Origin of the sequence: Ochrobactrum sp. C6C9 (genome assembly GCF_022627935.1) — a bacterium.
Lineage (GTDB): Bacteria > Pseudomonadota > Alphaproteobacteria > Rhizobiales > Rhizobiaceae > Brucella > Brucella teleogrylli.
The window spans coordinates 56616-83506 of the sequence record NZ_JABXGB010000008.1; the positions used below are offsets into that span (position 1 = coordinate 56616).

The following is a 26891-nucleotide window of genomic DNA, read 5'->3' on the forward strand; positions in this document are numbered from 1 at the left end:
GCGAGGAACGATGTTTAGCGCCTTATTCTCATCAGGCTCGGACAGACGACACCCAGCCCGCCAGATAAAGGCGCACTCGAATCTCCCCTGTCACAGTCGGAGCGCCGGTGACCGTCAGGCCATTGGCCTGCCAGCACAGCGCTTTTATTTCTGAAACCGGCGGCGCGGGGTTCAACCCATGTTTTCCGTCTGCCTCAGCTTCTAATTGGACAGCATTGCTGTCCTAATTACGTATGACAGAATTCAAATTGCCTCACAAGATGGAAACGCAATTTTTCTCAGCAACTTCCGTAATAAAATGTCGCATGCCCATATCTTTGAGACTTTTAATTGCGCATACGGCTTATTGCGTCAGTTTGGCGCGGCTTAAGGTGAACGCACAAAGCATGGAAAAGTGACAGGCCGCGTCCGTTTTTTCATCATTTTCAGTATTATCGCCTTTCTCAAGTCCCGTTATAGACAGTCGGCAGCAGCTGTCGCTGACACACTGGAATCGTTGCGAGTGGAGACAACCGTGCATTTTGCTTCAGACAACTGGGCGGGCGCCCATCCGAAAATCGCCGAAAGCCTTTCGCTGCATGCAGCCGGTTTTGCCGCCGCCTATGGCGCGAGCGAACTCGACAAGCGCGTTGAACAACGTTTCAACGAGGTGTTCGAGCGCGAAGTGGCCGTCTTTTTCGTCGGAACCGGAACGGCCGCCAACTCGCTGGCGCTGGCCAGCGTCAACCGTCCGGGCGGCGTTTCGCTGGTGCACCGCGAAGCGCATGTCATCGAGGATGAATGCGGCGCGCCTGAATATTTCACCGGCGGCGCGCGGCTGCATCCGATCGATGGCGCATTGGGCCGTATCGACCCCGAGCTTCTCAAGCGCGAACTGAAGCGCTTCAACCCGGCTTTCGTCCATGCCGGACAGCCGATGGCCGTCAGCATCACGCAGGCTACGGAAGTCGGCACGCTCTATCAACCGCAACAAATCGCCACCATTTCCAAAATCTGCCGCGATGCCGGTCTGCCGCTGCATATGGATGGCGCCCGCTTCGCCAATGCGCTGGTTACACTGGGCCTGACCCCGGCTGAAATGACCTGGAAACAGGGCGTCGATATCGTCTCCTTCGGCGGCACCAAGAATGGCTGCTGGTGCGCGGAAGCGCTGGTCTTTATGGACCCGGCACGCGCCAAGGACCTACCGTTCATTCGCAAGCGCGCGGCGCAGCTCTTCTCCAAAACGCGTTTCGTCGCGGCCCAGTTCGACGCCTATCTGCAGGACGACCTCTGGCTGGAACTGGCGCGTCATTCGAACGCGCTGGCGGCCCGACTCGCCGGACACATCAACGCCTCAAGCCAGATGCGCCTTGCCTGGAAGCCCGAAGCCAATGAAGTCTTCGCCATCATGAAACAGTCGGTTTACGACCGCCTGCGTAATGCCGGAGCGATCTTCTACGACTGGAACCCGCCGCATTCGGAAGAAAACCGCATCAGCGAGGGCGAGATTTTCGCCCGCTTCGTGACCAGCTTCGCCAATACGGAAGAAGATGTGGATCGGTTCGGCGACATGATCGCTTAAACAAAAAAGGCGGCGCTTTGCAGCGCCGCCTTTCTCATATCTATAGGCTTATCCGCGATTAGTGCGCGGTTTTCGCTTCGATCTGCTGAGCGCTGTCGGAACCAGCCTTGGCGACTTCGATCTTGCGCGGTTTCATCTGTTCAGGAATCTCGCGCTTGAGGTCGATGTGCAGAAGGCCATTCTTGAGGCTTGCACCAGCGACTTCGACAAAATCGGCAAGCTGGAAGCGGCGCTCGAAAGCACGCGAAGCAATACCGCGATAAAGCACTTCACCGATATCGGACGCCTTTTCGTCAGCCTTCTGGCCCTTCACGGTCAGCTGGTTGCGATGGGCTTCGATTTCGAGTTCGCTTTCGGAAAAGCCCGCGACGGCCATGGTGATACGATAGGTGTTCTCACCGGTGCGCTCGATATTATACGGCGGATAGGACTGGCTACCTTCCGGCGAAGCGAGCGAATCAAGCATGGTGAAAAGCCGGTCGAAACCAACCGTGGAACGATAAAGCGGGGAAAAATCTACGTGACGCATGTGTTAGCCCTCCTTTAGAGCGACATGATGCATGGTTCGGTATGATCCTTGTCTAAAAACCGCTTTGCGGTGTCCGGGATCATACATGGCGGCGAAACTCCCTTATTGGCGAATTCCTTGATGCCGGCGGCCCCTTTGTGGCGACCGCAAAACTCATTTGGGAATGGCTGTTTTGCTTTTCAAGGCCGTTTTCAAACAAGAACCGTTCCGGCATTGCCTACACGGCATGTCACTTCGCGTAACAACTCCTGATCCGTAGCGGGCTACTTTTTTGGGGGCAACGCACGACGTGAACCCAAAATGAACATCATCTTCCACGAGCGTTCATTTGCTTGGGGCTAATGTCCCGTCATGCCTGTCACTCGACAGGTTCTATTAAGGATCACGGTTATGAAAAAAGCTGTTCTCGCTTTTGCCGCACTTGCCACCGTCGCTACTGGCTTTGCGACCCCTTCCCTTGCAGACAGCTCGGGCTTGCGCGTCCAGGTTCAGTATTACGACAATGATGGTTATCGCCCCCGCCCGCCGCGCCCGGATGCACCGCCTCCCGGCTACGGACGCCCGGACCGCCGCCCCGACTGGGGTGATCGCGACACGATGCGCCCGCGTGAAGTGACCCGTATGCTGGAACGCCGCGGCTATGCGGTCGGTGACATGCGCAGGGATCGCGACACCTATTTTGTCCGCGCCACACGCCCGAACGGTCGTCGTGTGATCGTCATGGTCGACGCCTTCTCTGGACGTATCGTCGGCGAACGCCGTCCCGACCGTTACTAACCATCTCAAAATACGGAACGTCTGGCGGCAACGTCCCTTGCCGCTGACGATCCTTTGGCCGGAAGTTCGCAAGCGAACTTCCGGTTACTTTTTGTCATCATTTCGCGCATAATAACGGAAACGATCAGGGCATTATCATTCGGGAAAGGCTGCGCAACGGATGTCGGAACTGCTGTTCGAAACCGATGCGAATCCAATTCCGCATGGAATACGGTCGGGCTTTTTCACAAGCCATTCCGACTATCCCGACAGGACATTGCGTTATAGCATCCTGAAGCCGGAAACTGGCCCTGTGCGCGGCACGGTGATTGTGCTCCAAGGCCGAAACGAATTCATCGAAAAATATTTCGAGACTATGACCGAGCTTGCGGCGCGCGGCTTTGTCGCCGCCACCTTCGACTGGCGCGGACAGGGCGGCTCGCATCGGCTGCTGCCGGACAGGCTTCGCGGTTATGTTCGCAGTTTCGACGATTATCAGGAAGATCTCGATCATTTTCTGATCGACATCGTTTTGCCCGACTGCCCGCCGCCCTTCTATATTCTCGGCCATTCTTCCGGCGCCATGGTGGCCCTGGCCTCGATGGGCAGCCTGTCGTCCCGCATTACGCGCATGGTGCTGTGCGCGCCCTTCATGGGCCTTGCTGCGCAGAAACTGAGCGATGATGTTGTGCGCCGCATGGCCGCCACGCTGCGGCGCATCGGGCTCGGCACGCTCTATGCGTCCGGCAAAAAAAGGCTGACAGCACGGCCATTTGCGGGAAACCCGCTGACCAGCGACCCCGCGCGCTTTATGCGCAACACGGAAATCACGCGCCTCTTTCCCGATCTGGCGCTGGGCGGCCCGACAGTGCGCTGGGTTTGGGGGGCGCTCGAAACGGCACGCCGCATCAATCAGCCGGACTTCTATGAGGAAAGCCCCAGCGTGCCGGTGCTGATCATTGCCGCAGGCGATGACCGCGTCGTCTCGACGCCGGTGCTGGAGCGCTTTGCTGCGCGCACGCGCAATGTCTCACTGATCACCATCGATGGCGGGCGTCACGAACTGTTGCAGGAAGCCGATTTCTATCGCGAACAGCTCTGGGCCGCGTTCGACGCCTTCATTCCCGGTTCGTCGGATGTAGAAACCATGCCGGAAACCATCGAGCCTGAATTTTCCGGCATCTGACAAGACGGTTTGGGGAATTAGCCCAACGCGCCGATTCCCCGCACCAGAATTTAGCCGTTCAGCAGTTCAAGCGCGGCCCTGTGCAGTTCCGGCGTGGCGGCTGCGACGATATCGCCAGCCTCTTCCGCCGGGCCGCCATCGCGGCGCGTAACCACGCCGCCCGCCTGTTCGATTATCGGGATCAGCGCCACGATATCGTAAGGCTGCAAGCCGGACTCGACAACGATATCGACATAGCCGCCCGCAAGCATGGCAAAGGCGTAGCAATCGACACCATAGCGCGACAGGCGCACAGCGCTTTCAAGCCGGTCGAACCCCTTGCGGTTTTCGCCTTTGAACAGGGCAGGCGTTGTGGTGAACAGCGTCGCATCCGCCAGTGTCGCGCCCTTGCGCACGGAAAGACGGCGCGGCGCGTCGCCATCGCCTTCACGCAGCAGATAGGCGCCCTCGCCGTCGCTATAAAAAAGCTCGCCCGTGAAAGGCTGCGACATCATCCCGGCGCGCGCATCGCCATCCACCGTCAGCCCGACCAGCGTACCCCAGACCGGCAAACCCGATATGAAGGCGCGCGTGCCATCGATAGGGTCGATGACCCAGACGTGGCTGCGGTCAGTATTTTCGGGGCCATATTCCTCGCCCAGAATGCCGTGCTCCGGATAACGGTGGCCGATGACGGCACGAATCGCCCTCTCCGCAGCACGGTCCGCTTCGGTAACAGGGTCGAAACCGACGCTGTATTTGTTGTCCACCGCGTTCAACTGACGAAAGCGCGGTAAAGTTTCAGCCGCCGCTGCCGCTGCCACTTCGGAAAAAAATGCCTTGTCGATGAGCAACCCCATCCTCCTGTTTCCATGACATGGCTGCAACTTGTGCATCCATGCTAATTTTGCTCAATTATTGAGCAAGAAAAAATTCGCCCAAAAAAGATGCGCATTTTCTTGACGCAACCAGCTTTAGCGCGTAGCTTAAAGACTAGACAGGTCTTCCTGTCGATGCCTTTCGGGGCATTTCCTCCCTAGTCTTTGGCCGCGTTCGTATTGCTCGAGCGCGGCTCTTTTTATCGGCATGAGACCCGGACTGGTTGCGGCCTTACCTATTCGGCAGCCAGCGGCGGCGCGATGAACAAATCATCCGGAAGCGATGTAAGATAGCTCAGAAACTGATGCAGATCGCCAAATAACGTTTCGAAGCCCGCAAGTTTGTGCAGCGACTGCTCGTTCACATAGAGACTGCGATTGATCTCAATCTGCAAGGCATGGCACGCAACGGCTGGCCGACCATAATGCTCGGTGATGAAACCGCCCGCATAGGGTTTGTTATGCGCAACCGAATAGCCCAGTTCACGCAGCAGCTCGATGGCCGCCTGCGTGAGGCGCTCGCTGCAGGAGCGTCCGAATCGGTCGCCAATGATGAAATCCGGGCGGGAGCCCACCTCCCCCGGACGCACACCCCCCGGCATGGAATGACAATCGATCAGAACCGCATAGCCGAACCGCTCGCGGGTCGACTGCAACAGACCTTCCAACGTGCGGTGATAGGGCTTGTAGAGGCTTTCGATGCGGTAAAAGGCTTCGGCAAGGGGGATTCTCCCCGGATAGATCAATTGCCCCTCGCCCACCAGACGCGGCACCGTGCCCAGACCACCGGCGACACGCGCCGACTGGCTGTTGATGAAGGGCGGCAAGGTTTCGGTGAACATGCGCGGATCAAGCTCATAGGCTTCGCGATTCACATCGAGAAATGCGCGCGGGAAATGGGCTTTCAGCAGCGGTGCGCCGAGCCGCACGGCAGACGCGAACAGCTCATCCACATAACAATCTTCCGAATGGCGGATGCTGAGACTGTCGAGGCGGGATAATTCCAGAAAGGATTGCGGATAATAACGACCGCTATGCGGCGAGTTGAATACGAACGGAATTCGCTGCTCTGCCGGAGCATTCACCTCGAAAGGCGGTATCAGGCTGAAATCACGCTCCAAACTCATATTTTGATCCGTCTATGCATGTCTTGTTTGCGGCGGCTGGACACAGCGCACCGGCAGGCTCGACAAATTACGTCAACCGCTTCGCCGGTGCAAATACCAACAGGGAACGCCGAATTCGATCACGAACTGAAAACTGCGGCAATCCCGTCACAAATGACAGGTTGTTGCCAAATGCATGCCATAACAATTAACATTCGCGCGAGCATTCATTTCATATTTACCAAAGAAGCGTTTTCTAGAGTGGAAAATTGAATCGTTCACGCTGTCCAAGCACTGGAGCGAACGATGGGAAATTCGGACGGACCAATGAAAAGAATTCTTCTTGCTGAAGACGACAACGATATGCGGCGCTTTCTCGTGAAGGCACTGGAAAAGGCCGGCTATCACGTGACTCACTTCGATAATGGCGCCAGCGCCTATGAACGACTGCAGGAAGAGCCGTTCTCACTGCTGCTGACCGACATCGTGATGCCGGAAATGGATGGGATTGAACTGGCGCGCCGTGCGACGGAAATCGATCCAGACCTGAAAATAATGTTCATTACGGGATTCGCAGCCGTCGCCCTGAATCCTGATTCTGACGCCCCGCGCGACGCGAAAGTGCTTTCCAAGCCGTTCCATCTGCGTGACCTGGTGAACGAAATCGAAAAAATGTTGATCGCCGCCTGAGGCGATCACTGGCCAAGGCGCGGTTTTCCGGGCTTTTGAAAAGTCTTCAACAAAAAGACGAAAAAACTTCATAAAAGGGCATTGACGGGCGCAACGCGATATGGTGTATGCGCCACATCGAATGGGCGTATAGCTCAGCGGGAGAGCACTACATTGACATTGTAGGGGTCACAGGTTCAATCCCTGTTACGCCCACCATTCGATCCAGAAAGCCTTGTGTTTTCAATCACTTTCTTCCCCATTACAAATAGTATGTCTGCCGCGCTTGTGTGAATCTTGAATGCAAGTGACCGGCTTCGAATATGTGTTTATCCTGCCCGCACCCTTCGAGCGCGAGCAGGACTTGCCGTTAAAGATTATATTGTTGGCGCGCGATATCCCCGAGACCGGCTTGATCAAGGTTCGTCAAAGGCGCTAAAAAAGTCACCTGAATTACGCCCGGATCGCGTCCGATTTCGATAGCGCCGTTGATCGTAGCCCGGTTGCGCACTTCCGAAACGGTCATATCCAGCAGCTTTGCCGCTCTTTCCAGGCCATTGACAATAGCCGCGTTCATATTGGCCGCCGTGCCAATGACGGAAATCGGCGCCACTTCCTCAACGACTTTGACGCCCCACTGTTGAGCCAATTTTGCACCGCGTTTCTTTTCTTCCTCCGTGAAGGGCCTTGCCAATGGCGGCAGATCCTCAAGCAGCGGAAACAGCACGGGACCGTCATTATTGTAGCTCTTCAGCACCTCGACCTGCAGGGTGACGCTTCCGGCCACATCCATTGTGTGCCCTGCGATTTCGCCATCCCCCTGGGCAGCGTGCATGTCACCCATATAGACGCCAGCGCCTGGAACCTTGACGGGGCAAACCAGAACGGCACCGGCGCGCACCGCATCGATGTCCATGTGCCCATCGGTCTTGTGCTTCTGCAATTCCTCCTGGCTCAAGGCATAAGGGTGCGGCGCACCGACAAGGAACGCGCCGAAGTCGCCAGCGTTATGGGAATCCGGCATAGCCTTCGAAGGGGTTGTGCCCAGCTGCCCAAGAAATGGGCGCATGCGCACAATGGCGCCGACGAGATCAGCCGGAGCGTAGTTCAACACGGAGTGCTGCACCGATTGATCAGGTAGCGACGCATAGTGATTGGCATTCTTGGCGATGCGTTCCGCAGCGTGCTTGTTGACCGTCAGGCCAACATCCTGCGCTTCGTCGAACACCACCGTGTAACCATGCACAATCTCGAATGGCTTGATCGCCGTTCCGCATTTGTTGCAGCGCACGGAATCCTGTCCCACGCCTTCAATATGCGTTTCGGGCCAAACTTCTTCACAGACAGGGCAGCGCGCCGCAACAAACGGATCGCCGAGACAATATTTGTTCGAAACGGCGTCGTGACCGGACGCTGTTGCCAATGAGGTTACGGAAATATCGCGAATGCGGATGACAACACCGTCGCCAACCTCTGCGCCCTCAATATAGACTGGCTTGGTCACTTCGTGTCCACCGCGGAGACGCGGCGTAATCATCGGCCCCCAGCAACCTGGCGCGGTATTGGCGATGATCGTGCCGCCATTCTGCAATGGACCCAACATCGGTTCGGACGGGTCCAGAACACTATTGGTAAAACCGTCTACGACGACGCTCCGCTTCGCAATATTGGATGGTGAATCTGCCATGGTCGCTCTCCCGCTGGTTTGTATCGAAGCCAGATCATAGCTCCGATAGCCTTGACCACAAGGAAAGAACGCCGAGACCTTGCCGGACCGTGCATGAAATGCCCCCTCTCCGGCTGCTCGCGACCGTAACGGGCGTGGCGCAATTAGCGCTCACCTCCCGTTTCAGCCATCAGCGTCTTCTCTGGACAAGCGGCCTGCTGAAGCCGCTATTTGGGCGAGGTAATGACCTTTGCGAATCCTCCAAGGGCACGATCATTCAACTCCAAAATTTCGATCGCTAACCACCGATAAATTATCCGCAGCATGGCCGTTCATGAAGTAGGTTGTAGCAGCTTTGATTCTGCTATTAACATTCAACTTTACAAGAATAGATTCTATATGTGACTTTACCGTTCCGGGACTAATATTCAAAATCTTGGCAATTTGCTTATTCGTGCAACCGTCCAATACGAGCCTAAGTATCTCTTCTTTCCGATTGCTCAACAAGCCGGAGTTCCTACGCCGGTTCCCCATGGAATTTATCTCATTCGAGTAACACGTGAACCCGGAATTAATAACGGATATTACATCATGCAAACCGTCGATTGAGGTACTCCTCTTGATAACTGATTTTATATTGTAACTATCAAATCCACCGCGGCGAAAGCTACTGTCATCGCCAACCATCAATATTATTGGAACGAGTGGCAGTTTTTCTTTAATCTTTTCAAGTGACCCCGTCAGGATTGATGGGGAACAGTCACCGGCAATTAACACCGCTGACAATATCAAGTTTTCGATGTCTTCAGACCAATCTGAAATCGAATTACACCCGTAAATACAATAATTTTTGTCGATGTTCTTTAAGCCATGCATTGTCCCTCGTAAATATATATCATGGCTGTCTATAATTAGTAAATTCATTTTATTATCCACTTAAAATAGACGAATCAATTAATAAAGTATATATATGCAGTAATTTATATTAAATATCATTAAGTCCAAATTATTTCTAAAAATTACGCCCCATAGATTAAACATTGTTTATTCCCCATAGTTTAAATTATATAAAAATATCTCGATTAATTTCTTCCCTATTTTTAAGAGCCTGAATCAAGAAGCGGCATGTGTGTGCGAAAATGGTGATTTTCGAGTACCGGAGCGGAGCGTATTCAAGGTACGTGAGCACCGGAACGCAGAAAATTGCCATTTGCAGCCACACAGGGCGACTTTTGGAACAGGCTCTAAGGTGCTCTCAAGAACAGATCGCGCTCAGCGGCCCGTCTGCGCGTTAAACCGGGCAACGCCATTTCACCCGCCTTGTTCCATCGCAAAAATTGTTCTGCAGCTTCTGTATATTGACCGTGGTTTAGGAGGCGAAGCAGCGTCGAGCCTTTCAGATTGGCCAGCCCTAGATTGAATGCGAATGATACGAGAGCATCGAATTGATTCTGGTTCATACTGACGGCGACATACTGGATGACGCCCCCTTCGAATTTCCTCAAATCACTTTGAAGTAAATCCTCTGCCTCCAATTCCGTTAAAGGCCGGTCAAATCGCTCTGAAGGCAGTATTAAATGGCCATAGCCGATAGTCCATTTTCCTACAGCATCTTTGTATTTCTCGAGCCTCAAACCTTCAAACTCTTTAATCAAATTTAGACCAGATTGACCTATTCTTCGTTGTTGCTCCATAACAATAACCTCACGATTGACGAACGGGCTGTATGTGACGTGTGTACTCGTCGATCAAACGCATCACGCTTTCCGGCGGCTCAAACGATGCAAACTCCATCTCGATATCTACATGGCTGGGGCAGCGCCCATTTTTGTCATGCGCAGTTGGAGAGAGGCTTACAATAAAGCGGTTCGTCGTTTCTTCCCCGGAAAGAGCAGAGGCGTCCATTGGCTCGATGGCTTCTGTACAGACGGTCAAGAATACTTTCATCTTTTCCAGAAGAAGCCCGCGAGGCGTAGACATCGCCACTAGAGGGATTTTGATTTGATGGTCGTCATCCAGCTCGATATCAACGACTTTAGGCTTAAGGCGCCCATCGCCAATGTCGTCAAAGAAAGGCTCCATAGCCTGTAAGTATTGACGCGCGACCAATCGGTTTGCTGCCATGGCTGCGTGCTGCATACCGAGTGCAATTTCATCTATTGATAATACCGGTCGATTACTTTGAAAAAAATTAGATCCATGATCTTTTGAAGAAGTATCAGATTCTTCAATTCCGGTCTTTTTATATAACCAATCTTTTATAGACATAATACTACCTTTTGGGTGAGAAGATCGCCCAGCGATCTTCTCACCTCGATTCAATTTTATTAATTAATAATATTTAATATTAATATTTGTAATTAATTAATTTATTATTGGCTTAATTTGTGTCGCCTCCATTATTATTTTCGCTAGGAGTGAGCATCAGGTTCTTTGGATCCGTCTTAGGGAAATCCACGGCTTTGACATCCTTGTGCATCACAGGCTTGGTGGCAGCGTCTGTCAGGAAGTCAATGACTCGCAGCAGCGCTTCCGGCGCAGGCTGACGCTTTACCTGGGTATGAATGCTATACTTCGCCCGGGTGTCCGTTGATCGCGTTTGTTCGGACTTATGCGATACGCGACCTGCTAGTTTAACGCTGAAAGGCCCCCAGCCGATGCTGCCTTCGGCCGTTGCATCAGCCTTAGTCGTGCTCTGGGATTTTTCTGCCTGCGTAACTTCCAGCTCAAAATCAATAGTACCCTCTTCAATGCAAATATTGGGGTGAGCAATAGTTGCAAGCAAAGGAATACGCATAGTCTTCTTGAGCGTAGATGGAGTTCCATCTTGCTCGTTGATTACGGTCTCGTCGTAATCGAACTGAACGGCAATAGCGACGCCGTCCTTAATACATACCTTTAACAGAAATTCTGCATAGCTGTGGCTCGCCTGTAGCTGAGCCTTAATCATGGCCTGCAGCGGCCCGCCGATCATATCTTCGACGGGCAGAGCGTGAATGACAGAACCAATAAAATTCGTATCCATTTTTCAAATCCTTAATTAAATATATTGATGTGGACCACATGAGACACAGTAATGGAATTGATGAAGCGCCGAAATCCGCTGCATAGCCGTGAGCGGCGTGGCCTAGTTTCACTGCCATCAGACATATGTGGAACAGCATAGTATGTAGTTGTGGGGGTCGCGTCAGATCGGTGACTGCGCCCCATGTCTGAACCAGACCGTGTGTCGAGACCGCACTATTCCTTTGGCGCGCGTTGCTTGTCGCTTGATGTATCCGACAAGCGAAGCTTCGGCGGTTCTCCATCCGCGAGACAGTTGATCACAACGTCAACGATCCCGGAGGCAACAAAATCCGCCCGAATTCTATTTTGGAGTTCTGCGCCTTCCTTGCGGTCTCTCGTCTGCCCAAGGGACCATATGGCAACACCGATCAACGCATCTGGATTAAGACGCTTCAGACGGCGGATAGAGAACCTTCCGCGTGTCGCGTACTCCACATTGAGATAGCAGACCACGATAGCGGACGCCTCGGCGACAGCCTCTTTTTTCAACTGGCTTGGCAACAAGCCCGCATGGCCGATAACAGTGGCGCGCGCACCCTGTACGGACAGCACCTGAGCCACCATTTCGGCGGTAATGTCATCCAGCGCATCATGGCCGCCGATACAGACGACAGTTCTCCCCTCACCGGGCGGAAGTTCGACCTTGGCCTTTTCCTTAGTGGCCGCATCGACCGTCACATCTTCATCGTTGTCCAGTTCTTCATTTGCAATCATGCGAAGATTGGCAACAAGCATATCTGCGCTGCTGGTGACGTCCTTCAGCTGCTTTTCATTCAGCGCCCCGCGCGCCCTGTCCTGTTCCGCAAGGAGGAGCGCCGGGATGGCAACAGCGCCATAATATTCAACCAGAAACTTCTCTTCGAGGATTTCTTCCGCATTATCCGTTGCTTCGATCGGGTCTCCCGCAAGCAGGCGTTGATAGAGCCTCTCTTCCGGGTCTAGGACCGGCTCGTCGCCGAACAATATCTCGAAGAACTCAAACTGCGGCACATGCCGCCCCAGCACTACGAGACAAACCGTCAGCGGGGTTGAGAGTACCAGCCCAACAGGTCCCCAGAGCCATGCCCAGAAGATCGCGGATACAATGATTGCAAGGGGGGACAGTCCTGTTCGCGAGCCGTATAGCCACGGCTCGATGACGTTATTGCTGATGAGTTCCACAATGATGAAGAGCGCGATGGTGCAGATGAGCAATGTCCAGCCGGGCGAAACCGCAAATGCCAGAAATATCGGCATGACCGCAGCAATCACCGGCCCGATATAGGGCACAAATCTCAGCACTATAGCGAGCATGCCCCACAACAGCGCATTGGGTATGCCAAGCAGCCACAGGCCGATGCCCAATGGCACGCCATAGGCAATATTGACCATGAGTTGGGTCAGCAGATATTGACCGACGCGACTACCAGCTTCCTGAAGGGCTTCGGTGGTTCGATGCAAATCGCCATAACCGACAAGCCGGATAAACCTGTCGCGCAGTTCTTCCCTTTCAAGCAGCATGAAAACCACGACCACGATGACAAGGCCGGTTGTCGCCAGCGGGCTGATCAGCGGCCCCAGAATGTTTTCCAGCGTTTCGATGGGGCTGCGGCGCGAGAAGACTTCAACCAGCACCGGTTTTCTCTCCGGCTCCGGATTGATCCCGGGAACATCCGGCTTTTCTTCCGGACTGTTGATCTCGGCCCCTACCCGTTCGGCGAAGCGGTTCAAGCGGTCGATGATCCCGCCTTCCGTGCCTGCCTTCTTCAAATTCCGTATTTTCTCAATGATGTTGTACTGGTAGGTCGCGATGTTCTGCCCAACCTCCGTCACCTGAAAGGCCAGGATCGCGCTGAAAATCGCGATGATCAGGAAACCCCCGACAACACTGGTGATGATCGCCACCAGCCTCGGCAGCCGCAGCCGGCGGAGGAAGGCCACAATCGGCGCCAGCATGAAGGTGAGCAAAATCGCTATGGCCAGCGGCAGGAAAACATCTTTGGCGAAATAGAATATGGCAATGACCCCGGCCATCGCGGCCAAAGTCGGCAACCTGGTGTTGGCTGAGTTCAACGGCAGATTTCGATTAGGAACCCCACCATAACGGTCCATAGTGCATCCGGCTAATAATTGGTCACCTTATTAATGGAGATGACCAGTTTTTGTTCCGTGAATTGAACCCACAAGACGCGAGATAAGATAAAAGCGGCCCTGCAGCCGCCTTTTGTCAGAACTTCGCACCGGCCCGCAGTGCGAATGCGTGGTCTCGCGCGCCAGAGCCGCCGAAGCCGGTCTGATATTCTACGCCGGTGGTCCATGCATTTTCGAAACTGAAATCAAGCGACAGACCGACATTTCCGCTATCGCTGCTCTCGCCTTCGATGTCGAGCGCATAAGGAAGCCCACCGAGTGCGCTGTAGCCCATTGCGGTCCGGCTCGCCCCTTGAAAATCATGCGCGTATTCTGCCCGCACACCCGGCGTCAAACGGCCCCATGTGTAGTCGATGGCGTAATTGGCGCGCAGACCAACCACACCCGTGACGGTGTCCACGGTTTGATCGCCATAGGTCAGCCGATAGATGCTGTCTCCGCTTTCGGCATAGCCATCGAGCCAGGAACGCGACATTTCCAACCGGCCATAGGGTGAAACCAGCCACGTTTCCTGACGAAATTCGTAGGCCGCCGTCAGAGACCCGAACATCTGGCTGCCGTCGCGTTTGCCGTCGGTCAAACTTCCGTCTGTCGTGATGAAACGGATGGAATCAAAATCCAGAATGCTGCCGCCCACCAGCGCATCGATAAAGAAATTGTCGAGCGGCTTGAAACTGCCATAGAAGGCAGCGCTGTAAGCATTGGCACGGCTTTCCGTGCCGTTGTCACCAATGTCGGTCCGATCCCGCCCATAGCCTACGCCAAAACCGGCCACGAACCGTTCCGAAAACCGATAGTCGATACCGCCACTCACGCCCACAAGCGTATAGTCCAGATCGAGCTTGCCACTATCGCGCTCACCAAAATTGACGAAGCCGCTGCTCCAGAATGCGAATGGTCCAAGGTCAGGGTCCAAAGCTGGTGCGGGCTGTTCCGGGTCCTTCAGGCCGATCACCTTGCCCGGAAAAGCATTGCGCTTTTCCGGCGCATAGCCAAGGGCCGCATTGGGCGTTGCAGACGCTGAAGAAGACCGGTCGGACGGGTCCACCGATGCCGCGTTGGACGCCTGCCCGCCGAGCCGTACACCGAGACTGGACTTTCTGCGGTCGCCTTCATCATGCAATTGCTCAAGCCGGTTTTGAAAATTCCGGGTTTGAACTTGCGCAAAACGTCGTGCCGCACTTGTCTGCGCGTTCAACAGGCCGATCACTTCGGGATCAAGCGTCGGGTCCGGGAAGACCGGCACCGCACGGCTGACAACCACCGTGTAGCTGCGATTGGCGCCGCTTGGCGCAGTTACAACAATCGAAACCGTATTCGCACCAACCCCCAACCCCACCGGAGCGCTTGAACTTCCCGACGCAACATTGCTTCCTGCAACACTTACCCGGGCGGAAGGCTCGGAAACGGTTGGCACGAATGAAATGCTCTCGACACCATTCTCGACATTGACAGAATAGCTGAGCGTCTCCTTGTCAAATGCCGGGTCCAGCGATCCGACGCTCGGAACAAGGCTCGCAAGCGTTGCATCCGCCGACACGGCGCGCGTGACATTCACCATATAGCTGCGTGTCGTTCCATTTTGCGCAATGACGACAACCGTTAGGGTCGTATTGCCGATGCCCAACGGGAACGCACTGCTCGCGCTACCGGACGCAACGGCTGCTCCGTTGACCGTGATGGTTGCCGTCGGATCAGCGGCAGTGGGCGTCAGTTGTAACGACGATGTTTCGGTTGGAACCGCCAGCGCGTAAGTCGTCGCGCTCGGCGAAAATGCCGGGTCAAGAGATCCAGCGCTCGGAACAAGGCCCACCAGTTCGGCATTGCCGGACTGCGCGCGAATGACATTGACCGTATAGCTCTTCGTGGTGGTTCCATCCTGCGCGGTAACAGTCGTGGTAACCGTGTTGCTCCCCACCACCAATGGGATTGAAGCGCTGGACGTTCCATTGGGCGTTGATGCCCCATTGACGACAGCCGTTGCGTTGATATCTGCAAGCGATGGTGTGAACGAAATGCTCTCCACATCGTTTGCGACATTCAACGTGTACGAGCTCGTGTTGGGAGCAAAGGTCGGCGTTAAAGTACCTGTGCTGGGAATAAGATTCTGCAAATTCGCATCGGATGATTTAACAACTGAAATATCCAATATGTTGGACGCAAGATTTTTATTTCCAAAAAAACTCACGGCAGCGTTTTCTGGTAATTGTATCTGAACCGATTCACTACTTTGAACCCGCATTCGAAGCGTATAAACTATATTGTTAACGGATGAATCCAAACGATAAGTAATATCATGGAGTCCTGTAGTGGATATCTCGAAATCGTTCTGGTCCAGCCCCGATACCGCTTCCGAGAAAGTGATGGTAATGATCTTCTCCTCGCTGGAGGCGGGCGACGACGTTGAAAGCACCACTGTTGGATTGGCTGTATTAACAAGAACCCCGTTCGTAGCACCAACATTGTTGAGTGTAAGATCGGCTGGCTGACCCGCGTTGGTCTCAATTGTCCCGCCGTTCAAAACTATCGCAGGCCCAATGCTAATCCCGTTTGCATCAATGTCGCCAGGCTGGATATTATAGGAGAAAGTTAAGCTGTTGCTGCTTACATTCCCTGGTGTTGGTGTATAAATCGCATTTCTTAGGGTTGTACCTATAACGATTGGTATAACCGGATTCCCAATTACGGAAAACAAATCATCAAAATTCACGACGAAGTTCAACTTATCACCGGCTTTGTAGTAGCCGGATCTTGGAACGGTCACTGACATGACGGTCGGATTTTGTCCCAATACAGTAATTGTTACTGTATTTGAAGCACTGCCAGTGTCGTCCGTTACTTGATATGTGAATGTATCGACGCCGCTGAAATTCGGTGCAGGTGTATACGTGAAGATTCCGGTTTCAGGAAAGAAATTGGTAATGATGCCATGCATCGGGTTTGATGCCAGTGAATAAGTTAGCGTTCCGCCAACAGTCGCCCCAATCCAACCAACGATAGACCCATTGCTAAATATAACATGTTCTATCGGGGCCGCCGTCGGCGCGGATTGAGCCGCCAACGAACCGGATATCAAGGCAAAAAGCCCGACTATCATCGCACAAAGATAGCGCCATCCCGGCGCGCCACGCATCCCCGCTAGTGTCCCCGACCGCACGATGTCCCCCTTGCCCCGAACAGCTTATTTTCTGTCACTAAAATGCATTGGCGACAAGAGAACATTGAATAGACATACAGAAACATTTAAAATACGGCATATGTCGTATTTTACATTGTCTTTAGAAAACAACTTTCAACACTGCATGGAATGCCTGAATATCACTGCGCGCATGAGTAGAAGATGGTTTGTGGTCGCGTCCTGTCACAAACGCTGATCAATCAATCATTATTTTTGACATGACATTGCCTTGCGGCAGCGGTAACTGCTCGTTTTAAAATAACGGTTTGGCGGGTTATTATGTCGACGGGCATGCAGGAAACAAAGCCGCTGGTCGGAATTGCGCTGGCATCGGCTGGCTATGCATGCTTCGCCTTGCAGGATGCACTGGTGAAATGGCTCGTCGCCAGTTATGCCGTGCCCCAAATCCTCTTCATGCGCAGTCTGGTCATTGTCGTGATTACCGGCGCTTTGGTGCGCTATTACCGCCACCCGTCGATCATGCACAGCCCCTATCGCGGCACGCTTGTCCTGCGTGCCGGGCTGATGCTGTTTGCATGGCTTTTGTTCTATAATGCCGCCAAGTTTCTTGGCCTTGCCGAATTGACCACGCTTTATTTCTCCGCACCGATCATGGTCATGTTTCTGTCCATTCTCGTTTTGAAGGAGCGGATTGGAACCGGACGCTGGATTGCCTGTTTCGGCGGCTTTGTGGGCGTTGTCATCGCGGCCAATCCGGGCCATTCGCCAAACCTGATACCCGCCATCATGTGCGTAGTGGCTGGCTTTTGCTGGGCATGGAGCACGATCCTGATCCGGCTCGTCAGCCGCAGTGAAACAACGCTGACGCAGATGTTCGCAACCAGCCTGATCTTCGGCATTGCCTGCGCAGTTTCCTTTCCATGGCTCTGGCAATGGCCGGATGGTATGGGCTGGGCGCTCATGTTCGGCCTCGGCTTGATCGCAACGCTTGGCCAGTATCTTCTCTACGAAGGGTTTCGTCACGCGCCCGCATCGGCACTTGCTCCGGTCGAATATACTGGCCTCATCTGGGCCTTTGTCTATGGCTATGCGATCTGGGCGGAAATTCCGGCAACAAACGTCTTCGTTGGCGCCTTGCTGATCGTCGCTTCCAGCTTTGTTCTGGTCGGGTGGGAACGCTACGAAATCTCCGCGAAGCGCAGGCGCGCCGTCTGAGACGGGCGTGTTCGCTAGACGGCGAGAATATATAGCCAGAACGACATGGTGACCGCTGAAAGCAGCGTGCCGATGAGAATGGCATTGGCCGCCACACCAGAGGCGCGGTTATAATAAGTCGCGAATATATAGACATTCACACCGGCGGGCATGGCCGCAAGCAGCACGCCATATCGCGCAGTTTCCATCGGAACTTTCAGCACGCCGATCATCAGCGCATAGGCAAGTGCTGGATGCACCATCAGCTTGATGATCGATGCGATCAGAGCCTGTTTCCAGTTTTCCGACAGCTTGAACTGAGTCAGCGCGCCGCCGATACCAAACAGCGAAACCGGGACGACCGCCTGCGCCATCATCGAGAAAAACGCATCCGCAGGCTCGATGAGTTTGATCCCGAGGCTGGAGCCGATGATGCCGGTGGCAATCCCCCAGATCAGCGGATTGGAACCGATGCGGCGCAAGGCGACGATAATCGTCTTGCTCAAGACCTGACCATCACGGCGCACAAGCTCCATCGTCATCATGCCGACCGTCAGCAGGATCGCACCATGCAAACCGATGATCGACAAGGTAACCGGCAGCGCCTGATCGCCATAGGCGCGGGTCATGATCGGCAGGCCGATCAGCACCGTGTTGGTGAATGTGCCGGAGAACCCGACGGACACGCTCTCGCCTGGGCGGTTTCCATAGACTTTGCGGGCGATGGTAATGCTAAGCACAAAGCAGATGATCGCCGCGACATAAAACGGGCCGATGATCTTGAGATCGAAGGCGGAACGAAAGTCGCTCGTCGTAATTGAGTAAAACAGCAGGCAGGGCGTCGCAAAATTGTTCACGAAGGAAATGAGACTGCCGACACCAGAAGCGGGAAAGAACCCCGTTTTCACAGCAATAAAACCAAATGCCATGAGCGCGAATATCGGCGTTATAACGTAAATGATATCGATCATTTCAAGACTTCATGGAGATTCAACTTTCGCAATTCTCTTTTTATTATCAAATAATATTATTCGATCAATAAGAGAATACGAATATCCACGTCATAAATATCGATAAATTTAAATCCAGCTTCCACATAAGCTCAATTAATGCTTCGAAGCCACCTTTATGTTCCGACGTTAGCCACGAAGATCATTAATATTTAACTATATGCGACGCTTTGCATATTTGACCGGGAACCACCCTGTCCTGTCAACATAATATAGAGGCTTGCTGGTGCTAATATCGCCTCAAGCAGGGGTTGCAGACCCTCAAGAGCTTTTAGGCAAAGGTGCGCCGGATAAAAACGCTTGCGTCGACGCGCACCAAGAGCGGGGAAATGAATCATGAATGAATCCATTCGGGAAATTCTGGCCAAGGTCGGCGGATTGCCCATAGCCGTGACCGACATTGCAGACGATGCCGATCTTTATACGGCGGGCCTGTCGTCCTTCGCCTCGGTGCAGCTGATGCTGGGCCTTGAAGACAAATTCGACATCGAATTTCCGGATCAGTTTCTGAACCGCAAATCCTTTGCGAGCATCAGCGCGATTGAACAGACCATCACCAGCATCCTCAAGGATAACGAGGCCGCATAATGAATGCAGGCGGGGGGAACAGCCTTTCCGAGCGTGCCGGTCGCGTAGCAGCCATCGCCGGAAAATTCGCTGATCAAGTCGATAAGGAAGGGCGCTTTCCGCGCGAAGCCATCGATGCGATGAAGGCCGAACGATTGCTGGGCATTCAGGTGCCGCGCGATCTGGGCGGCGAAAGCGCCGAAATCGACCAGATTGCAGAACTCTGCTGCATTTTGGGGCAATCCTGTGCCGCAAGCGCGATGATCTTCGCCATGCACCACATCAAGCTTTCGAGCCTTGTGGAACATGGGCAATCGGTTGAATGGCATCGCGGCTTCATGCGCGACGTTGCGGACCAGCAGTTGCTGCTTGCGTCCGCCACCACGGAAGGCGGCATTGGCGGCGACCTGCGCAATTCCATCTGCGCAATCGAAATCGACGGCGACACCTGCCGTCTGGAAAAGAACGCCACGGTTATTTCCTATGGCGTCTATGCCGATGCAATCCTGATCACGTCGCGCTCGCACGAAGGTGCAGCTTCGTCCGATCAGGTCATGACAGTTTTCCGCAAAGACCAGTACACGCTGGAAAAGACCAATGAATGGGACACGCTGGGCATGCGCGGCACCTGTTCGGAAGGCTTTGTATTTCGCGGCGAAGCGGACAAGGTGCAGATCCTGCCGCATCCATTTGCCGAGATTGCCGCGCAATCGATGCTGGCCCAGTCACATACATTGTGGAGTTCGCTCTGGTACGGCATCGCCGTGGACGCAGTGAACCGCGCGCAGGCTTTTGTGCGCGCCGCAGCGCGCCGCAATCCGGGCGCACCGCAGCCGGGCGCTTTGCGTGTCGCGGAAGCCTCCAACATGCTGCAAATGCTGAAATCGGAAATCGTCGCCTGCCTCAAGACTTATAAGGACGCGAAGCACGACGCCGACAAGCTCGCTTCCATGGGCTTTGCCATAGCGATGAACAATCTGAAGATTGCCGCATCGCAGACCATTCTGCAGGTCATCAACCACGCCATGCTGGTGTGCGGCATCATGGGCTACAAGAACGGCACGCCCTACAGCCTTGGCCGCCATTTGCGCGATGCGCATTCGGCGCAATTGATGATTTCCAACGAGCGCATCCTCGGCAATACGGCGACCATGCTGCTCATTCACAAACAGAACACAAGCCTCTTGGGATAACGCCATGGACGCGCAAAGATCTTTTCTCAACCGGCTTTTCGATGCCGGACTGCTGATTGAAACCGGCGTGGACGGCCTCTATGGACGCTCCGGCCAGTTTGAAGATGTCATCGTGGCCTTCGAGCGCCTTATTGACCGCACCGGCGGCGGCGATGGTGCCGAAGCGATCCGCTTTCCGCCCGGCCTCAATCGCGCTTACTTCGAAAAAAGCGGCTATATGAAGAGCTTCCCGCAGCTGGCCGGCACGGTGCACAGCTTCTGCGGTTGCGAGCTGGATCATATCAACCTCATCAAATGCATGGATGAGGGGCAAGACTGGACGCTGGAGCAGAAGGCAACGGACATCGTCCTGACGCCCGCCGCCTGCTACCCGCTTTACCCGACCATTGCCAAGCGCGGTCCGCTGCCGCAGGGCGGCGGCCTCTATGACCTGCAATCCTATTGCTTCCGCCATGAACCTTCGGTGGACCCTGCCCGCCAGCAGTTGTTCCGCATGCGCGAATATGTGCGCATGGGCACGGAAGCGGATGTGATGGAGTTCCGCCAGCTCTGGATAGAGCGCGGCACGGACATGATGAAGAAAGTCGGCCTGCCGGTGGAAATCGACGTGGCGAACGATCCTTTCTTTGGACGCGCGGGTCGTTTGCTGGTCAACAACCAGCGCGACCAGAACCTGAAATTCGAATTGCTGATCCCGATCACCAGCGTCGAAAAGCCAACCGCCTGCATGAGCTTCAACTATCATCAGGACCAGTTCGGCGTGAAATGGGGCCTGTCGCAACATGACGGTGAAGTCGCGCACACGGCTTGCGTCGGTTTCGGACTGGAGCGCATCGCATTGGCGCTGTTCCATCATCACGGCCTCGACGTCAAAGCCTGGCCAGAAAGCGTACGCAACGAATTGTGGGGTTAAAGCATAATCCGACCGGAGTGAAACGAGGATCGATCAAGGTTATGCAGGCAGTCTTTCCGCATATCTCGCCAGAAACCTACGCGCCGCATGCGCTGCATGCGCAGACACGCATCTGGCCCGAAACCAATTGCTATGTCGATCTCTGGATCGAAGTGCTGGCATCGCTTCGGGTCGTGCCCGAAGCGATGCTGGGCTTTACCCTGACGCAGGATTTCGAGGGCGACCAGTTCACCTTCTTCAAGGTGCCGCTGGAAGACCTCGAAGCGCTCTATGGTGTGCGGGCAACGGAACTTGCGATCTTCGACAGTGTGGAAGGCCATATCGCGGAACAGATCGGGCGCGGACGGCTGTGCATGGTGGAGATGGACAGCTATTTCATGCCTGACACGCAGGGCGTGAGCTATCGCACCGAACATGGCAAGACCACCATCGCGATCAATCGCATGGATGTTGCGAACCGCTCGCTCGATTATTTCCACAATGGCGGCTTCTACCATCTGGAGGGCGAGGATTTTGACGGTGTCTTTCAGCGCCATCTGACAGAAGCAGACCTGCCCTTCCTGCCCTATACGGAATTTGCGAAGTTCCCGAAGGAAATGCCCGGTGAAGCGCATCAGCGGCGCGTGGCAGAAATTCTGCTGCCACGCCATTTTGCGCGCAGGCCCAAGGCCAATCCGATCCGCGCTTTCGCCGCTGTGTTTCCGGCGCAGGTAGAAGCCATCGCCGAACGCCCCTTCGGCTTCTTTCACAAATATGCGTTCAACACGCTGCGCCAACTTGGTGCAAATTTCGAACTGGCTGCAAGCCATCTGCAATGGCTGGGCGAAGGCAAGCGTTTCACCGCTGCTGCCGCCGATGCGATCCAGATCGCCGAAACGGCCAAGGCCGTGCAATTCCAGCTTGCGCGTGCCGTGATGCGCAAGAAATTCGACGCACTGGCAAGCGCGCTGACACCTGCCGCCGAAGCATGGGATCGCATGACGGGGGCGCTTGCAACAGAACTTGGCCGCGATGCTGCCTGAACAAGCTGCATCAAGCCGCCCGCTTGCCGAAGGCTGGCGGCTTTTCCTGACCGCAGACAATGAGGCCGCGTCGCCCGCTGATGTGCCGCGCAACGGCGCGTATCTCGATGCGCCGGTTCCGGGCACGGTGGCGGAAGCGCTGGAAAAAGCAGGGCGTTTCAGCCGCACTGCTCCGACACCGCTGCACAATCAGGATGCGTGGTATTTTCTCGACCTTACCGAAACAGCCGGTGAGGCGGTGTTGCATTTTGCGGGCCTTGCCACGATCTGCGAAGTCTATCTGAACGGCGCTTTGGTTCACAACAGCGACAGCATGTTCCTCTACCACGACCTGCCCGTCACGCTGACCGGCGCGGATGAGCTTGCGCTTTGTTTCCGCGCTCTTGGCCCCCGCCTGGAGCAGAAAGGCCCGCGCGCACGCTGGCGCACGCAATTGATGAATATGCAAGGCTTGCGCCTGATCCGCACTACCGCGCTCGGCCATATGCCGGGCTGGTGCCCGGACGTTCATGCCGTCGGCCCTTGGCGGCCAGTGACGATCAGCCGACCCGACGCGGAAACGGTCAGCAGTATTTCCATCCAATCCACGCTTCATGAAAATGGCGACGGAGGGCTTGCAGTCAGCTTCACCTATCACGGCAAGGCTGAAAATCTGACCCTGCATTGCGCGGGTTCGCAGATCGCCTGTGACAGACAAGCGGATAGCCGCTGGCAGGCACAGCTGACCGTCCCGGGCGTAGAACCGTGGTGGCCGCATACTCATGGCGCGCCGACGCTCCATGAACTGGAATTGTCGCTCGGCAACGAAAAGCAGAAGCTTGGCCGAACCGGCTTTCGCCGCATCGGCGTTGATCGCGGCGCAGACGGAAAATCATTCGCGCTGGTGATCAATGGCGAGACAATCTTTTGTCGCGGTGCTGTCTGGAGTTCCGCCGATATAGTCCGGCTGCCGGGCGCACGCGCCGACTATCAACCATGGCTGCAGCTTGCGCAGGACGCTGGCATGAACATGCTGCGCGTCAGCGGCATTACGGCTTATGAAACGCCTGACTTTTATGCCGTTTGCGACGAGCTCGGCATCATGGTCTGGCAGGACTTCATGTTCGCCAATTTCGACTATCCGGTGAAAGACGAAGGCTTCGTCGCCAAGGTACAGGCGGAGACGCAACAACTTCTTTCCGCCATTCGCCATGCTCCTTCGCTCACCGTGTTGTGCGGCGGCAGTGAGATTTATCAGCAAGGCGCCATGATGGGCCTGCCCGAGACAATCTGGAAAGGCGCGCTGACCGAAGAGATTTTGCCCGCCGTTGCGCGCAAACTCTGTCCCGGCATTCCCTATGTGCCGAACTCGCCCTGTGATGGCGCTCTGCCCTTCATCAGCAACGAAGGCGTCAGCCATTATTATGGCGTCAGCGCCTATTGCAGGCCGCTGGACGATGCGCGCCGCGCCGAAGTGCGCTTTGCGACCGAAAGCCTTGCTTTTTCCAATGTCCCGGAGGCACGCACGCTCAAGGCGCATCTCGACGTGCCCGCCGTCCATGATCCGCGCTGGAAAGCGCGTGTTCCGCGTGATCGCGGCGTGTCATGGGATTTCGAGGACGTGCGCGACACCTATCTGGAAATGCTCTATGGCTACGATCCGGCCCGCTTGCGGCGGGAGGATATGGAGCAATATCTACACCTTTCCCGCGCCGTCACGGCGGAAGTGATGGAGGCGACTTTCGCCGAATGGCGACGACCGGCAAGCACCTGCTTCGGTGCCTTGGTCTGGACGTTTCAGGATGTGTTGCCCAGTGCCGGCTGGGGCGTGGTCGATGCGACCTGTGAACCCAAACCCTCGTGGTATGGGCTGAAACGCGCTTTTCGCCCGGTGCAGGTTGGCCTGACCGACGAAGGCGTCAACGGGCTTGCCATTCACGTGCTGAACGAACAGCCCCATGACGCCGATTTGACACTGGAACTCACCTGCCTGCGCGCCGGTGCCCAGTCGGTTGTAAGCGGTCGCCGCGATCTTTCGCTGACAGCGCGTTCCGGTGTCACAATACCGGCAACCGAATTGTTCGGCGCATTTTTCGATACGACTTATGCCTATCGCTTCGGGCCTCCGGCCCATGACGTGACGGTCGCCCGGTTGAAACGCAGCGAAGCCACTATCGCCGAGGCCTTTCATTTTCCGCAGGGGCGCACCAAAGCCTTTCACGACGCGACAATTGAATGCAGTGTCGTGGAAGAGAGCGGCAACTGGTTTCTTGATCTCAGCACAGCCGTGCTGGCGCAATCGGTCAGCATTGACGCCGAAGGCTGGCGGGCAATGGAAAACTGGTTCCATCTCGCTCCCGGGGAGACGAAGCGCGTCGCGCTTCTTCCCCGCCATGATGGCGAAGGCAAACCGTCCGGCGAAATTCGCATTGCCGGATCGTCGCGAAGCGTCTGGTTTTAACGCGTTTTGAAAGCCAGCGCGCGGATGGCGTCGATATAGACGTTGCGCGCATGTTCGGGCGTCAGATTGTGATCGGCGTCCGGAATGACCGCGACCTTTACATTGTCGAAGCCCTGCACCTTGTCGCCTGCCTGATCGAAATAGTAATTGAAATGCTCGCGGCCGCTGTCCTTCTCGGCATAGACCAGCGTCAGCGGCACCTGCCGCAGCTTCAGTTCATCGAAAGCCGAATAGATCGCCCGGCCTTCAACGGTGCGGCTGCGCAAAAGCTTGCGCGCCAATCCGCGAATACGTCCGCTGACGCCGCGTGCAAGGTTGCGCAGGATAGCGCGAATATCGAGTTCTCCGCGAAACAGGCGCTTGAACGTATCGAGTCGCATGGCGCGGCTGCCATAATCTTCCAGCGTCCGATTGCCTTCCCGTACCACATCTTCGACCGAAAGCTCCGGCGCCCAATAGAATGTCACCGGATTGACCAGCACGGCACCCGAAATCCGCTCGTCCAGCACCGCGCAATGCAGCCCGAGGAAAGCGCCGCTGCACCGCCCCGCCACAACCGGACGCCCCAGCCCGATGACATCCAGATAATCCAGCGCGTCAGCGACATCCATTTCCGGCGCATGGGTATAAAGCACCTGTTCCGGCATGCCCGGAATGGGCGGGCTGTCACCGGCATTAGCGATATCAAAGCGCAGCGACGAAACACCGTCCCGCGCCAATCTGCGCGCCATATCGACCGTGGTGCGGCCCCATCCAACGCGCCGATCATAAGAGGACGAGAGGAAGAGGACCGTATGCCCCTTGCTGTCGCCCAAGGGTTTGCACAGCACACCCGACAGACGATTGTTCGGGCCGAAGGCCACCGGCGTTTCGACGAAGCCGTCGCCCCTGATCTGTCCGCCGAGGTTGGTTTCATCGGCACTTTTTTGGGCCGGTCTACCATCCGCAAGCGCCACTGACCAATCGACCAGTCTGTCGGCAACATTCAACGGCAGATGCGAAATAACCGGGTTGGAAATCAGCTTGTCGTAATCGGTGAAGGCTTCCACCGTGACTGCCACGCCGAGCTTTTCCAGATGCCCGGCCAGTTCCGCATCGTTCGGGCGGTCGGCCCTTGCTAGCAGAAGGCACGTGTCCGCAGGCTTTTCAGAGAGCGACAGGAGATTGATCTTCTTCACATCTGCGGCAATTTCGGGCGTCATTGTCAGGGATGCAATGGAAACCGCCCCCTTGATCCGCTGCGCATCAGGAAGGCCAAGATCGGCATCGACCATGCTCGACCACACCGCCAGCTCGCGGGTGTAAAACCGACCGGAAATCACCGGTGCCAGCAGCGCCAGCGCCGCCAGACCTTCAATATGTGGAGCCGTTTCAGCAGCAACCGCCGCGCCAAGGCTCTGCCCGATGATGACAACACGGCTCGCGCCCGACAAAAGCCGCGCCTTGTCCGCCGCTTCGATCAGCGCCTTTCGCCAGCGTTCCAGACCGGAAGAAAAATCAATGTCATCGCGCCCGTCGCCGGTGCCCGGCCAGTCGAAGCGCAAGGATGCAATCCCATGCTGAGACAGCCTGTCGGCAATGATACGCCAGAATTTCCGGGTCGTGCAAAGTTCTTCCAGCCCCCATGGGCTGGCGAAGACGACGACCGTATCGAGCCCCGTACCATAAGCACGCTGAAACAGGCCCAGAGTGTCGGAAAAGACAATCGGACTGGCCGCCGCCGTGCCCTCCAGAGGCTTGGAAGATGGTAAAGTTTCCACGCCGTCGCCCATGCCCGGTATCCCCACCATATTAACAACGCCTGCAATAACGGAATTTAACCACAGAACCAAGAGGCCCTATTCAACATCTGAAGATGCGATCATTTAAAGATGTAGACCATAT

Annotated in this window: 22 protein-coding genes, 1 tRNA gene and 1 pseudogene; 11 read left to right on the forward strand and 13 right to left on the reverse strand. The window is 55.4% G+C overall.

Annotated features, from left to right (window positions below):
- Positions 1–514 precede the first annotated feature (514 nt).
- Positions 515–1564, forward strand: coding sequence for a low specificity L-threonine aldolase (locus HWD97_RS08370; protein WP_109368028.1), 1050 nt, complete (start codon positions 515–517; stop codon positions 1562–1564).
- A 58-nt stretch (positions 1565–1622) separates the two neighbouring features.
- On the opposite strand, the gene HWD97_RS08375 is transcribed toward HWD97_RS08370, so the two are convergent.
- Positions 1623–2093, reverse strand: coding sequence for an Hsp20 family protein (locus tag HWD97_RS08375; protein WP_109367764.1), 471 nt, complete (start codon positions 2091–2093; stop codon positions 1623–1625).
- A gap of 390 nt (positions 2094–2483) precedes the next feature.
- Between HWD97_RS08375 and HWD97_RS08380 the strand changes: the two genes are divergently transcribed.
- Positions 2484–2870 (forward strand): PepSY domain-containing protein, encoded by a 387-nt coding sequence (locus HWD97_RS08380; RefSeq protein ID WP_109367765.1) that lies wholly within the window; start codon positions 2484–2486, stop codon positions 2868–2870.
- A 160-nt stretch (positions 2871–3030) separates the two neighbouring features.
- Positions 3031–4035: an alpha/beta fold hydrolase gene (locus tag HWD97_RS08385; protein ID WP_109367766.1), complete on the forward strand. Its 1005-nt coding sequence runs from the start codon at positions 3031–3033 to the stop codon at positions 4033–4035.
- 50 nt (positions 4036–4085) lie between these two features.
- Here HWD97_RS08385 and hisN read toward each other — a convergent pair whose 3' ends face one another.
- Together hisN and HWD97_RS08395 are read right to left on the reverse strand one after the other, a co-directional pair.
- Complete coding sequence (gene hisN, locus HWD97_RS08390; RefSeq protein WP_109368029.1) at positions 4086–4868, reverse strand: histidinol-phosphatase; 783 nt, start codon at positions 4866–4868, stop codon at positions 4086–4088.
- Positions 4869–5128: 260 nt separating this feature from the next.
- Positions 5129–6019, reverse strand: coding sequence for an N-formylglutamate amidohydrolase (locus HWD97_RS08395; RefSeq protein ID WP_371834936.1), 891 nt, complete (start codon positions 6017–6019; stop codon positions 5129–5131).
- A 306-nt stretch (positions 6020–6325) separates the two neighbouring features.
- Here HWD97_RS08395 and cpdR point away from each other — a divergent pair, with 306 nt between their 5' ends.
- Both cpdR and HWD97_RS08405 read left to right on the forward strand, forming a co-directional pair.
- On the forward strand, positions 6326–6688 hold the full coding sequence (cpdR, locus tag HWD97_RS08400) for a cell cycle two-component system response regulator CpdR (protein ID WP_002966536.1): 363 nt from the start codon (positions 6326–6328) through the stop codon (positions 6686–6688).
- A 123-nt stretch (positions 6689–6811) separates the two neighbouring features.
- Positions 6812–6886 (forward strand) — tRNA-Val (locus tag HWD97_RS08405).
- 151 nt (positions 6887–7037) lie between these two features.
- Here HWD97_RS08405 and HWD97_RS08410 read toward each other — a convergent pair.
- From HWD97_RS08410 to HWD97_RS08445, 8 genes and pseudogenes are all read right to left on the reverse strand, one after another.
- Complete coding sequence (locus HWD97_RS08410; protein WP_371834937.1) at positions 7038–8354, reverse strand: acetamidase/formamidase family protein; 1317 nt, start codon at positions 8352–8354, stop codon at positions 7038–7040.
- A 252-nt stretch (positions 8355–8606) separates the two neighbouring features.
- A complete protein-coding gene (locus tag HWD97_RS08415; RefSeq protein WP_109367769.1) occupies positions 8607–9257 on the reverse strand; it encodes a response regulator transcription factor in 651 nt (216 codons plus the stop codon).
- A gap of 175 nt (positions 9258–9432) precedes the next feature.
- Positions 9433–9543: pseudogene (locus HWD97_RS08420) on the reverse strand (flagellar basal body P-ring protein FlgI); the annotation flags it as partial.
- Between the two features lie 34 nt (positions 9544–9577).
- Positions 9578–10027, reverse strand: a complete 450-nt coding sequence (locus tag HWD97_RS08425; RefSeq protein WP_371834938.1) for a lysozyme — start codon at positions 10025–10027, stop codon at positions 9578–9580.
- Positions 10028–10037: 10 nt separating this feature from the next.
- Positions 10038–10601, reverse strand: coding sequence for a DUF2589 domain-containing protein (locus tag HWD97_RS08430; protein ID WP_109367771.1), 564 nt, complete (start codon positions 10599–10601; stop codon positions 10038–10040).
- A gap of 112 nt (positions 10602–10713) precedes the next feature.
- Positions 10714–11358, reverse strand: a complete 645-nt coding sequence (locus tag HWD97_RS08435) for a DUF2589 domain-containing protein (protein WP_109367772.1) — start codon at positions 11356–11358, stop codon at positions 10714–10716.
- A 215-nt stretch (positions 11359–11573) separates the two neighbouring features.
- The gene (locus HWD97_RS08440) at positions 11574–13490 is read right to left on the reverse strand and encodes an AI-2E family transporter (protein ID WP_371834939.1); all 1917 of its coding nucleotides are present in this window, start codon (positions 13488–13490) and stop codon (positions 11574–11576) included.
- A 115-nt stretch (positions 13491–13605) separates the two neighbouring features.
- Complete coding sequence (locus HWD97_RS08445) at positions 13606–16662, reverse strand: cadherin-like beta sandwich domain-containing protein (RefSeq protein WP_371834940.1); 3057 nt, start codon at positions 16660–16662, stop codon at positions 13606–13608.
- 324 nt (positions 16663–16986) lie between these two features.
- Between HWD97_RS08445 and HWD97_RS08450 the strand changes: the two genes are divergently transcribed.
- On the forward strand, positions 16987–17883 hold the full coding sequence (locus tag HWD97_RS08450) for a DMT family transporter (RefSeq protein WP_109367775.1): 897 nt from the start codon (positions 16987–16989) through the stop codon (positions 17881–17883).
- A gap of 14 nt (positions 17884–17897) precedes the next feature.
- Here the strand turns inward: HWD97_RS08450 and HWD97_RS08455 are convergent, their stop codons facing one another.
- Positions 17898–18833: an AEC family transporter gene (locus HWD97_RS08455; RefSeq protein WP_371834941.1), complete on the reverse strand. Its 936-nt coding sequence runs from the start codon at positions 18831–18833 to the stop codon at positions 17898–17900.
- Positions 18834–19208: 375 nt separating this feature from the next.
- Between HWD97_RS08455 and HWD97_RS08460 the strand changes: the two genes are divergently transcribed.
- From HWD97_RS08460 to HWD97_RS08480, 5 genes are read left to right on the forward strand one after another with little or no spacing between them, the layout of a single operon-like run.
- The gene (locus tag HWD97_RS08460; protein ID WP_109367777.1) at positions 19209–19460 is read left to right on the forward strand and encodes an acyl carrier protein; all 252 of its coding nucleotides are present in this window, start codon (positions 19209–19211) and stop codon (positions 19458–19460) included.
- Positions 19460–20632, forward strand: coding sequence for an acyl-CoA dehydrogenase family protein (locus HWD97_RS08465; protein ID WP_109367778.1), 1173 nt, complete (start codon positions 19460–19462; stop codon positions 20630–20632). The genes HWD97_RS08460 and HWD97_RS08465 overlap by 1 nt, the downstream gene beginning before the upstream one ends.
- A gap of 4 nt (positions 20633–20636) precedes the next feature.
- On the forward strand, positions 20637–21545 hold the full coding sequence (locus HWD97_RS08470; RefSeq protein WP_109367779.1) for an amino acid--[acyl-carrier-protein] ligase: 909 nt from the start codon (positions 20637–20639) through the stop codon (positions 21543–21545).
- A 41-nt stretch (positions 21546–21586) separates the two neighbouring features.
- Positions 21587–22567 (forward strand): DUF1839 family protein, encoded by a 981-nt coding sequence (locus HWD97_RS08475; RefSeq protein WP_121538906.1) that lies wholly within the window; start codon positions 21587–21589, stop codon positions 22565–22567.
- Positions 22557–25007 carry a glycoside hydrolase family 2 protein gene (locus tag HWD97_RS08480; protein ID WP_109368030.1) on the forward strand — a complete coding sequence of 817 codons (2451 nt, stop codon included), beginning with the start codon at positions 22557–22559 and terminating at the stop codon, positions 25005–25007. Before HWD97_RS08475 ends, HWD97_RS08480 begins: the two co-directional genes overlap by 11 nt.
- On the opposite strand, the gene HWD97_RS08485 is transcribed toward HWD97_RS08480, so the two are convergent.
- On the reverse strand, positions 25004–26797 hold the full coding sequence (locus HWD97_RS08485; RefSeq protein WP_235859003.1) for an alpha/beta fold hydrolase: 1794 nt from the start codon (positions 26795–26797) through the stop codon (positions 25004–25006). The two genes, HWD97_RS08480 and HWD97_RS08485, sit on opposite strands and share 4 nt — an antisense overlap.
- Between the last annotated feature and the right edge of the window lie 94 nt (positions 26798–26891).